8 protein-coding genes are annotated in these 11,689 nt (G+C 37.8%); 4 read left to right on the top strand and 4 right to left on the bottom strand.

What is annotated here, in order from left to right:
* Positions 1–252 precede the first annotated feature (252 nt).
* From OOA_RS16690 to ggt, 4 genes are all read left to right on the top strand, one after another.
* Positions 253–891 carry an acyl carrier protein phosphodiesterase gene (locus tag OOA_RS16690; RefSeq protein WP_008913345.1) on the top strand — a complete coding sequence of 213 codons (639 nt, stop codon included), beginning with the start codon at positions 253–255 and terminating at the stop codon, positions 889–891.
* 365 nt (positions 892–1,256) lie between these two features.
* Positions 1,257–1,859 carry a peroxiredoxin C gene (locus OOA_RS16685; protein ID WP_008913344.1) on the top strand — a complete coding sequence of 201 codons (603 nt, stop codon included), beginning with the start codon at positions 1,257–1,259 and terminating at the stop codon, positions 1,857–1,859.
* A 449-nt stretch (positions 1,860–2,308) separates the two neighbouring features.
* Positions 2,309–2,929, top strand: coding sequence for a hypothetical protein (locus OOA_RS16680; RefSeq protein WP_008913343.1), 621 nt, complete (start codon positions 2,309–2,311; stop codon positions 2,927–2,929).
* Positions 2,930–3,173: 244 nt separating this feature from the next.
* On the top strand, positions 3,174–4,940 hold the full coding sequence (gene ggt, locus OOA_RS16675; RefSeq protein WP_008913342.1) for a gamma-glutamyltransferase: 1,767 nt from the start codon (positions 3,174–3,176) through the stop codon (positions 4,938–4,940).
* Positions 4,941–5,000: 60 nt separating this feature from the next.
* Here the strand turns inward: ggt and OOA_RS16670 are convergent, their stop codons facing one another.
* From OOA_RS16670 to phoB, 4 genes are all read right to left on the bottom strand, one after another.
* Positions 5,001–6,719 carry a thiamine pyrophosphate-dependent enzyme gene (locus OOA_RS16670; protein WP_008913341.1) on the bottom strand — a complete coding sequence of 573 codons (1,719 nt, stop codon included), beginning with the start codon at positions 6,717–6,719 and terminating at the stop codon, positions 5,001–5,003.
* A gap of 450 nt (positions 6,720–7,169) precedes the next feature.
* Positions 7,170–8,495: a branched-chain amino acid transport system II carrier protein gene (gene brnQ / locus OOA_RS16665; protein WP_008913340.1), complete on the bottom strand. Its 1,326-nt coding sequence runs from the start codon at positions 8,493–8,495 to the stop codon at positions 7,170–7,172.
* Between the two features lie 973 nt (positions 8,496–9,468).
* Entirely contained in the window at positions 9,469–10,767 is a 1,299-nt protein-coding gene (phoR, locus tag OOA_RS16660) for a phosphate regulon sensor histidine kinase PhoR (RefSeq protein ID WP_008913339.1), read from the bottom strand.
* 21 nt (positions 10,768–10,788) lie between these two features.
* The gene (gene phoB / locus OOA_RS16655) at positions 10,789–11,478 is read right to left on the bottom strand and encodes a phosphate regulon transcriptional regulator PhoB (RefSeq protein WP_008913338.1); all 690 of its coding nucleotides are present in this window, start codon (positions 11,476–11,478) and stop codon (positions 10,789–10,791) included.
* Positions 11,479–11,689: the final 211 nt, after the last annotated feature.

The following is an 11,689-nucleotide window of genomic DNA, read 5'->3' as shown; positions in this document are numbered from 1 at the left end:
AAGGCGGCGAACACATTGAATTCTAGGAGCATACAAAAGTATGTGACTAGAGTCGGTTTGTGAGGCCAACGCAGCTATAATTTGAAAGGCATCGGGTACAACCCAATACAAATGTTATACCCCATGAATTTCAAGTTAGAGCAAGGCGGCGAACAAATTGAGCTCTAGGAGCATACAAAAGTATGTGACTAGAGTCGGTTTGTGAGGCCAACGCAGCTATAATTTGAAAGGCATCGGGTATATGATAGGAAGATGAATTTTCTGGCACACCTCCATTTGGCTCATCTGGCTGATAGCTCACTTTTGGGTAACATCATGGCCGACTTCGTCCGCGGTAACCCCAGCGGCCTATATGCGCCTGATATTGTTGCGGGCATTTTTATGCACCGCGCTGTCGACAGAGCGACTGACTCACACCCTTTGGTCAAGGAAGCCCGCGCGCTTTTTCGTCCTGAGTATCGACGTGTCGCTTCAATCACATTGGACTTAGTATGGGATCATTTTCTTTCTTTGCATTGGACTAGGATTGAACCCGAACTAAGTTTGCTTGAATTTATTGATTTCGCCCGTCAGCATATCGAACCACATCTTTGTCATACTCCTGAAAAATTTCAGGAGCTAAATGAATATCTTTGGCCACAACGTTGGTTAATCCGGTACGCAGAGAAAGAGTATATTGGAAAGTCATTAAATGGCATGGCACGTCGGCGACCAAAGTTACAGGCATTAAGTGGGTCTTTTGATGATTTTTTATTACAATATGAACAACTTGAGCAAATTTTTTTCAATTTTTATCCGCAAATGGTTCAAAGTGCTAAGAAAAATATTTTTAATGTGGGCTCATTAAGTCGGCATCTAACTGCGGATATAACTCAGATTACCGGTAATTAAATGAAGTCAACATTCCTATAATTCCAAGCTCGATTAATATAATTAATTAATACTTGCTTTTTGACTTAATAAAACTATCTTATTGAAATTAGTTTATTAATCTAGTACAATTGATAGGCAAAAGCTATCAATGCAATCGGTATTTATACCTTTATTCTTAATAGAGAATTGCCTATTCTCTTATGGTATATAAACCCAAAATTCAAGTTGCATATAAGCTTCTAACTGAAGCTATTCTGATGAAAACCCCGATGAGCATAGATAATATGGTGATTTGGGCGTATGAAAAATACGTTATATTTGCAATGTGCAACTTGAAAGATGACGGGTATAAAGCCTTTAATTCAAACTCATAGGAGTAAATTATGGTTCTGGTAACACGTCAAGCCCCTGACTTTACTGCAGCAGCTGTTCTTGGTAACGGTGAAATTGTTGATAACTTCAACCTGAAAAGCCACCTGAACGGCCGTCCAGCTGTAATCTTTTTCTGGCCAATGGATTTCACTTTCGTTTGCCCTTCAGAGCTGATCGCATTTGATCACCGATATGAAGAGTTCAAAAAACGCGGTGTTGAAATTGTTGGTGTCTCTTTTGACTCTGAATTCGTTCACAATGCATGGCGTAAAACCCCTGTTGATAACGGTGGTATTGGTGAAGTTAAATACCCAATGGTTGCTGATATCAAGCGTGAAATCATGAAAGCTTACGGCATCGAACACCCTGAAGCAGGTGTTGCTCTACGTGGTTCTTTCCTCGTCGACAAAAATGGTGTTGTTCGTCACCAAGTTGTCAACGATCTACCATTAGGCCGTAACATTGATGAAATGTTGCGTATGGTTGATGCACTGCAATTCCATGAAGAGCATGGTGATGTTTGCCCAGCGCAATGGGAAAAAGGTAAAGAAGGTATGAATGCATCTCCTAAAGGCGTTGCTGATTTCCTGACCAAAAACGCAACTGGCCTGTAATTAAAGCCCTTTACGTATTCTTAGCCGGCATAAATATTATTTTATGCCGGCTTTTTATTTTCGATACATTGTTTCTTTTCTATTATTTTATTTCCCTCTACTTTCCTTTCTTTTTCAAATAACCACTCGTAAGAAAGTTCCCAATTAAAGCCAAAAAGTCAATATGATTAATGATATCGAGTAGCGGGTACTTTCATACTACTATTTTTTATAATATGGTTACATTTACATGCACTTAGTTACATTTAATCATCTTATGAAAAAGTTAATCTCGTTTACTACCTTTTCTTATCTTTTATTGGACGATACTGCTACTGAGAAATAAATAGCTGCTGTTATTAGCTATTATTTTTGATGCTGGCTGTAGCATTACAGATGATTAAAAATTAAAAAATGCAAGCACCACAACCACAAATAAATATTTATCAATAGGCTAGGATAGAAATATAATGAAATTTAAAATGTTAGCATCAATCGTTATCGCTGGTGGCTTACTTGTTGGCTGTGATAATAATCAAACAGCCTCTGAAAGTAATTTCAAAAAATCGATTCAAGATTTTTTAGATACTAAACCTGCGATTTGTATTAGTGCTGGGCCATTTCCTGCGGGATTTTTAGCTCAATCTAATACACGTGATATTGAGCAACTTAATAGCTTAGTTGATGCTGGCCTGCTAAATAAATCGGCGAAAGAAGTCGTTGTCAAAGATATGTGGAGTTCAGAAAAATCCGGTCAAGGTGTTGAATTTAATCTGACAAACGAAGGTGAGAAATTCTTTGATAACCAAAAATCTCAATTCTCAGGCAGCGGCAGCTTCTGTACTGGAAAAATGGTTGTGACTGAAGTGACCAATTTTACTGAACCTGCTGAACGAGGTGGTCAAAAAATCTCCATAGCTAACTTCAAGCAAAAAATCGAAGATATCGCACCTTGGGCTCAAAATGAGAAAGTCATTGCTGCCTATCCGCAGATAAAATCAGCACAAGAACGCGCAGCAAAAGGGCAACAAAGCCCATTGGTTTTAACCAACAATGGTTGGGTACATATCGGTTTATTTAATAAAAAATAAATACCAAACTCAGTCATAGAGCTCTAGTGCAATGCTTTGGGCTCTATTATTAAACCTTCAATCATCTCCAATTAATTTATTTTTCACACTTTGTTAACATTTCTCAGCTTTATTCCTCAGTGAATCCTATTAGTTTATGATATACATTAAGAGCACAATTAATTAACAAATCGATTACTTAGGTCATTAACATTACACAATGTCATATTAACCTCTATTACACTCCAAAAAGTGGGAGAACTGAATGATAAAAACATCATGGCGCCCTTCTGTCTTATTGCTTTCACTGCTTATTTCACCTCAACTATTTGCAGCTTCAGAGCCAGCTGTTGAGGCACAAAAAGGAATGGTTGTTTCCTCCCAACACTTAGCTTCACAAGTCGGCGCTGACATTCTTAAAACTGGCGGTAATGCGATTGATGCAGCTGTCGCTGTTGGCTACGCTCAAGCAGTTGTAAATCCTTGTTGTGGTAATATTGGTGGTGGTGGTTTTATGACTATCCATCTTGCTGATGGTAAAGACCTTTTTATCAACTTTAGAGAAACTGCTCCAAATGCGGCAAGTGCCGACATGTATTTAGATAAAGAAGGTAATTTAGTCAAAGGGGCGAGCTTGTATGGTTACCTCGCTTCTGGGGTTCCCGGTACCGTAAAAGGGCTTGATTATGCCCTCGAAAAATATGGTACGATGAGCCGTCAACAAGTCATGGCACCGGCCATTAAATTAGCAAGAGAAGGCTTTACATTAACGCGTGCAGATACTGATGTGCTTGATACAACGACTGAGCGATTCAAACAAGACCCAGAAGTCGCTCGTATCTTTTTAAAACCTGATGGCAGTGCTTTCCAACCTGGAGACCTTCTCGTCCAAACGGATTTAGCGAATACCCTTGAAAAAATAGCTAAAGATGGCCCAAAAGCCTTCTACGAAGGTGAAATTCCAAAAATTGTTGAAGAAGCATCTAAGAAAAATGGCGGGATCCTAACGGCCAAAGATTTTGCAGATTATACAATTACTGATACCACACCAGTAAGTTGTACTTATCGCGGATATAAATTTATATCCGCACCACCTCCAAGCTCTGGTGGGGTTACTATCTGCCAAACATTGAATATTTTAGAGGGTTATGATCTCAAGGATATGGGGTTTAACTCGGCTGAATATATCCATACCCTAACAGAAGCAATGCGCCATGCTTATATGGATAGAAATACTTTCTTAGGTGATCCTGCTTTTATTGATAACCCAACAGATAAATTACTAAGCAAAGCCTACGCAGAAGAACTTCGTAAAGAGATCAAACCAAATCAAGCAACGCCATCAACACAAGTTCAACCGGGTGTAGGACCACATGAGAAGCCTGAGACCACTCATTACTCCGTTGTTGATGATCAAGGAAATGCCGTTTCAACAACTTACACCATCAATGGACGCTTTGGTTCAGTCGTTATTCCACCAGGTACAGGTTTCTTCTTGAATGATGAAATGGATGATTTCACAACTAAAGTTGGTGAAAAAAATATGTATGGGTTAGTTCAAGGTGAAAGGAACGCTATTGCTCCGGGTAAGCGCCCATTATCATCAATGAGCCCAACTATTGTCACCAAAGATGGCCATGTATTCCTTGTACTTGGTTCACCGGGTGGGTCACGGATCATTTCGATTACCCTACAAACGGCACTGAATATTATTGATCATGGTATGCCGCCACAAGAAGCGGTAAATGCCCCACGTATTCATCATCAATGGTTACCTGATGAGGTCTACTATGAAGAAAGAGGCGTTTCTAAAGATACCTTAAACTTACTTGATAAGATGGGCTATAAAATGGTCGAGCAAACTCCATGGGGAGCTGCGGAACTGATAATGGTACCAATACCTAAAGCTAAGGATAATAAAACGGATTCGTCAGGTAACGACTCCGCTGTTTCAGGTAAAGTTCGTGAAGGCTATATTTATGGTTCTAACGATGTACGCCGTCCCGCAGGTAGTGCGGTTGGTATCAATTAACTAAAGAGAAGAAGGCGGGATTTCCCGCCTTCTTCTCTGACTCATTAATTTTTTATTGAGCTATTTACGAATAAAATTATCAACAATTAAATCAATAGCCTCTTCACTACGCCCATGTAAAATTGCTTTTGCTGTATATAAGCCCATACCAATTACATTACCGAGTTCCACATTTGGTGGCATGACGAGTTCATTCGGAGAAGTATGAACGTTTAGTACAGCAGGTCCATCATGATTTAGAAAACGAACAACCGTGTCTTCTAATAATTCAGGAGATTCGATTGACTCACCAAATATGCCTAGAGCACTTGCAAGTTTGCCAAAATCAGGGTTATCTAAGTCGGTATAATTATTCAAAAGCCCTTCAACTTTTTGTTCTAATTCAACAAAATTGAGAGATTTATTATTAATAATGACAATTTTAACGGCGAGCTTTTCCTGAGTCATTGTTAGTAGGTCACCTAACAACATTGCCAACCCACCATCTCCTGAGATAGAAATGATTTGGCGATCAGGATACGCTTTCTTCAGCCCTAACGCTTGAGGCATTGCATTAGCCATTGTGCCATGCTTCAGGCTGGTTAATGTTCTTCTCTGACCATTGGTATTGATATAACGCAGCATCCATACCATTGCAGAACCGCCATCCGCAGTAAAAATAGCATTAGTCTCAGCATACTTATCTAAAAGCTGAACAAGATATTGCGGATGAATAATGCGTGATTTTGCCCCTTTATCCAGCCAATTTATTTTTTCTAAGGTCTTTTTATGCAAATCAATCGATTTTTTGAGGAAGCTGTCATCAGTTTTATCTTCAATTAAAGGCAGTAATTTTAATAGCGTTTCATTAACATCACCAGTAATCCCTAAATTAACTGGATGACGCTTCCCTATATTCGCTGAATTGATATCAATTTGTACGATAGTGGCTTTTTCAGGAAAAAATTGTGGCCAAGCAAAATCAGTACCGAGTAGCAATAAGACATCACAGCTTTTTAGCATAGTGAAGCCTGAATCTATGCCTATCATCCCCGTCATTCCGACGTTGTATGGGTTATCATATTCAATAAAATCTTTTGCACGCGAAGTATGTGCAACAGGAGCCTTTAATCTCTCAGCTAACTGAAGAATGGATTCTCTTGCATTTTTACTTCCAATTCCTGCATAAATACCTATTTTTTTATCTGTACTTACTAAATCAGCAAGTAACTTAACATCGTCGAGTGCAGGGACAATATGGGGTTGATGATAGCTGACTGCTATTTTTTTAGGGTAATCTATTTCTGAATTACTAATATTTACAGGAAGGATAATAACAGAAACACCTTTTTGGCTTAATGCTGCACTAATTGCATTCTTTGTAATTTCAATTGCTTTTTCAGGATTCGTTATTTCTTCGCAGAAAACAGAACATTCACTATAAACAGATTTAAAATCGACGTATTGCGGAAAAGAAGGATCTGATGCGTCGGTTCCTAATTGACTCGCAATAAGTATAACTGGCGCACCATTACGATGTGATTCATACAATCCATTAATGAAATGCAAACTACCCGGCCCACAAGAACCGGCACAGGCGGTAAGTTGGCCTGAAATAAATGATTCAGCGCCCGCAGCAAACCCACCAACTTCTTCATGCCTAACATGGATCCATTCCATATCACTGGAATGAATAGCATCCGTTACATAATTTAGGGTATCTCCAACGATACCATAACAATGCTTTACGCCTGAATTTTGAAGAATATCAACAATTACACTAGCAACGTTTTTTTTCATGTAAGGCACCTAATTATCAAATTGCGAATAATCAAAATAGATTGATCGATAACTTAGCTTATTCATTGATTATACTAATAACACACTGAGTAATTATTTCAATTAAAAGGATAATTTTAGATGATGATTTAATTTGGATTTAATCGATTAATAATGAGGGTAATTTATCGATAATAAAGATTCATTATCGTATAAAGAATAAACAATAAATTAGGCAATATTATATATCAAATAACGATAGTTTATTATTTATCAAATAGAGTGATTAATCATAAAATAATTGAGAGATAGCTCTCTATTATAAATTCATTTATTTCGATAAATCATTAGGATTAATATGGCGAATATAATAAAAAATCTTTTTTGCGGAACATTTTTCTGAGTATATTTTTTATGACTGCTAATAAAAAAGGGCCTATTAGGCCCTTTAGATATCAAAATCAATTGCAATTACGCTTGTTTATACACTTTGGTAGGCGAAATTAATCGATCACATACCGCAGCGATAACTAACACTACAACCGAAGGCAGCAACCAAGCCAAATCTTGTTGATACAGAGGCATCTCCGTCATCCACTGAGGGATATAGCCTTTTAAATGATCTGATGCTTTAACCGCACCAATCAATCCGACAACAAAGCTTGTCAACATAGTTGGAGCCATGACGATCGTCGGGTTACGCCACCATTTCAGTGTAAAGCTCAATAAAATAAGAACAATACAAGGCGGATAGATAGCAACTAATACCGGAACAGAGAATGCAATTAATTTGCTCAATCCAAGGTTAGAAATCACCATAGAGAATAAACCAAGAATCAATACTAATGTACGATAAGAGATAGGCACATAGCGGCTAAAGAACTCAGCACAAGCACACGTTAGCCCTACAGCAGTTACCATACAGGCGACAAAGATCAATACGGCAAGGAAGAAGCTACCATAGTCACCAAAAGTATACTGAACATAAGCATGGAGTATATCTGCACCATCTTGCGCATTAGGAATGATAGACGCACTATTCTCACCTAATTTAAATAACGCAAGATAAACAAGTGTAAGTAACACACCTGCGATTAAGCCTGCCCACATTGTATAGCGAGTTAACAGTGATGAGTTATCAATACCTCGTGATCTCGCGGCATTCACAATAACAATACCAAATACCATTGCCCCTAGCGTGTCCATGGTTAAATAACCATTGATGAACCCATTAGAGAATGCCATATCACGATATTCACTTGTTGATGGCATTGGCTCACCAGCAGGCCAAAGTACAGCAGCAACCCCAAGAATAGCTAAAGCTAACATTTTTACCGGCGCAAGTATGTGTCCGACACTGTCGAGCAGTTTTCCTGGATACAATGAAATACCAATCACTAAAGCAAAATAGACAACACTGTATATCAATAATGATATTTCAGATTCACCGCCGACTAAGGGAGCAATACCGATTTTGTAAGATACTGTCGCAGTACGTGGCGTTGCGAATAGAGGACCAACAGAAAGGTAGGCAACAACTGCAAGTAGCAAACCTGCTGTTTTACCAATAGGTGTGCTGAGAGCTTCAATTCCTCCGCCAACTTTAGCTAATGCCATAATAGTTAGCACAGGAAGACCAACTCCAGTGACGAGGAACCCAAGAGCTGCGGTCCACACTTGTTCACCAGCTTGTAAGCCTACCATAGGCGGAAATATGATATTTCCTGCCCCAACGAATAGCGCAAAGGTCATAAAACCTAACGCGATAATATCTCTGGATGTTAAACGATGAGCCATATTTTATATTAAATTCATGTGACAATGTTGAAAAAATTAGAGCGACTAATCAGTGACCCTTCGAAAAATATGTAGCGACACAGAATTCTAATTAACATGTCATTAACAACACAATATGTATTGCTTTAGAGACCAGACAAGATGAAAAATTAGAAAACAGAAAAAATCGCCAATAACTGCCTACAAGTAAAACTTTTATAGGGCAAAAAGGCAATAGCAAACCTCAAATCAAGAATAAATAACTAAAATATTTTTTATAAGCAGTGATTACTTTCATGAAAGCTGGAATATGCCCGATATGATTTGTATAAAAAACAGACAACACCTGCAAAGTAAGTCAACTGTACACAAATGCAACTATCACTAGAGTTAACCATTTTTGATGAAAATTTTATTTATTCGTTCGTTATGTTTTTGTTGTTTACCTTTAGAACATTATTATTTTTATTAAACTCATACTTATATATCTATATCTATATCTATATCTATATCTATATCTATATCTATATCTATATCTATATCTATATCTATATCTATATAATAAGATAATAATTAAAAAATAACGTTAACTAACTGTTTATATTATATGATATTAAAAACTTAATTTAATATAAACAGAGCTTTATACAAAAAATCTCAAATGGAAAAACTGGAAGATTAGTGATAAACAGTTCGTACAAAAATAACATTCAAAGCCAAAATTATTTAAATTATTATTCTAAAAAATCATCTTTAAATACTACTTGTAAATAACATAAAAACACGTTAATTAATTTAATCAGGAATTAAAGGTTTTATTTATTCATATAAAAAATTTACACATATAAAATAGGAATGATATTTAATACAGAAATTTTATCACTAATAATATTTTTATATGTTAGAACATTCCCCCATCCTTTCTAAATTAACTTAATAATATATAAAAGAATGGGAGGAAATAATGTAAATAAACTACGATAAGTGATAGAAATTAATGCTTATCGGACACAACCAATACTGGTGGTAGAGTAAAAGAAAATTCACTGCCTTTACCAACTCGACTACTTATTACCAATTGGCTGTTATGATGTTGAAGTGCATGTTTAACTATCGCTAATCCAAGCCCTGTACCTCCCCCAGCGAGACGGGTTCTCGCTTTGTCGACACGATAAAAACGCTCAGTTAAGCGTGGAATATGCTCTGCGGGTATTCCTGCACCATTATCTGCAACACTAAAACGTGCACCATTACTGGCTTTTTGCCAACTTACTCGGATCGTTGTACCTTCAGGTGTGTGTGCGATGGCATTATAAACAAGGTTAGCGACGGCACTGCGAAGTTGCTCTTCATTCCCATACACTCGCAATTTTTCATCCACCATAAATTCAAATTGCTGCCGACCTTTACTCAAGCTCGCAGCCTCTTGCTCAATCATTTTAAGAATGACAGGAATATTAACTTGTTCCTCTAGATTGATATGTGGAGCAACTTCAATACGAGATAATTGCAGTAACTGCTTAACGAGATTATCCATTCGATAGGCTTGTTCTTGCATCACATGTAAGGCTTTTTTATTTGCTGGTGAGGCATTTTCTTGATCTTCTAACACTTCAAGATAGCCTTGAATTACCGTGAGTGGTGTACGTAACTCGTGACTAACGTTAGCAAAAAAGTCTCTACGCGCTTTTTCTAATCGACGTTTCTCAGTAACATCTCTCGCAACCATTAACAATTGATCGTCGGTATAAGGCAAAATACGAAACTCAACAATAGTGCCATTGTTAAGCTCTATGGTTAGTGATTGGTCATAATTTTTTAGCGTAAAGTAGCGAGTAAAATCGGGATAACGAAGTAAATTAAAAATATGTTGCCCACTATCTTCGGGCCAGCGAAAGCTTAATAAATGCTGAGCATGGCGGTTACACCAGAAAATATTACCTTCATCAGTCATCATAACAACAGCATCAGGAAGAGACTCTGCGCCGCTACGAAACCGTTTGATCAGCAGACCTAATTCACGGCGTCGTTTACGATTACGTTGTTGAAGTTGATAAATACCATAAAATATCGGCTCCCAACCACCTTTACCTTGAGGAGGGAGTGTACTGCGATCCAACCATAACCAATACGAAAGTTTCATCAAGTTATAACTGTGCCAAATGAGTGCACAAGACAGTGAAATAACAAGAAGCCACGCGAGATGGCCAATGAACATAGATAAAATCAATGCCGGTAAGATAAATAAAAACAGCCCCCAAACTAACTGCTTCCATGATAGGCGTTCAAGCACGCTTGTATCTCCTGTTATTTATCAGTAACGAATTGAGAAACGATAGCCAGTGCCACGCACGGTTTGCACCATTTTATCATGTCCTTCTATCTCTAATGCCTTTCTAAGGCGACGAATATGCACATCCACTGTTCTGTCTTCAACATACACATTGGCCCCCCACACATAATTCAGTAATTGCTCTCGACTATATACCCTTTCAGGGTGTGTCATAAAGAAATGCAGTAGTTTATATTCCGTGGGGCCCATATCAATAGGCGTTTCATTACTGGTTACTCGATGAGATGTTGGGTCTAGCGTTAGCCCATTCATTTCAATGATATCTTCAGTGGACATCGGTGATATACGTCGTAAAATCGCTTTAACACGCGCAACTAATTCTTTTGGTGAAAATGGCTTAATGAGGTAATCATCAGCACCAACCTCAAGCCCTTTTACGCGATCTTCTTCCTCACCTCTTGCCGTTAGCATCATGACAGGAACATCTCGTGTATCACTGTCGCGTTTCATATGTTTGATTACTTGAATGCCCGACCCACCAGGGATCATCCAATCTAAAAGAACCAGATCAGGTAATGGGTCAACTAACTGCGCAATCGCGGAATCATAATCATCAGCTTCGATAGACTGAAAACCATTCTGCTCCAGTACAAAACAAACCATTTCTCGAATGGGCGCTTCATCTTCAACAACTAGAATGCGTCTTGCCATGATTGATCCTGTAAATAAGAAGATATACACGTGATACTTCAAATTGCATTGGTGTTGACTACATGCATCTTGAATTATTTTGTCTATATTATTAAAAGTGAAATCATTATGCGTCACTTTTATGACAGAATTATGAATACTATCATCTATTCACAATTATCCTTTTATACTCATCATACTTATTGATTGCAAAGTATGAGCAACTAATTGA

This window comes from Providencia burhodogranariea DSM 19968 (assembly GCF_000314855.2).
GTDB lineage: Bacteria > Pseudomonadota > Gammaproteobacteria > Enterobacterales > Enterobacteriaceae > Providencia > Providencia burhodogranariea.
Note: the sequence above shows the minus strand (reverse complement) of the source record. Positions and strands in the feature narration are given on the sequence as shown.

Coding starts and splice junctions, on each gene's coding strand:
- OOA_RS16690 (WP_008913345.1), top strand. CDS start 253: ATGAATTTTCTGGCACACCTCCATTTGGCTCATCTGGCTGATAGCTCA.
- OOA_RS16685 (WP_008913344.1), top strand. CDS start 1,257: ATGGTTCTGGTAACACGTCAAGCCCCTGACTTTACTGCAGCAGCTGTT.
- OOA_RS16680 (WP_008913343.1), top strand. CDS start 2,309: ATGAAATTTAAAATGTTAGCATCAATCGTTATCGCTGGTGGCTTACTT.
- ggt (WP_008913342.1), top strand. CDS start 3,174: ATGATAAAAACATCATGGCGCCCTTCTGTCTTATTGCTTTCACTGCTT.
- OOA_RS16670 (WP_008913341.1), bottom strand. CDS start 6,719: ATGAAAAAAAACGTTGCTAGTGTAATTGTTGATATTCTTCAAAATTCA.
- brnQ (WP_008913340.1), bottom strand. CDS start 8,495: ATGGCTCATCGTTTAACATCCAGAGATATTATCGCGTTAGGTTTTATG.
- phoB (WP_008913338.1), bottom strand. CDS start 11,478: ATGGCAAGACGCATTCTAGTTGTTGAAGATGAAGCGCCCATTCGAGAA.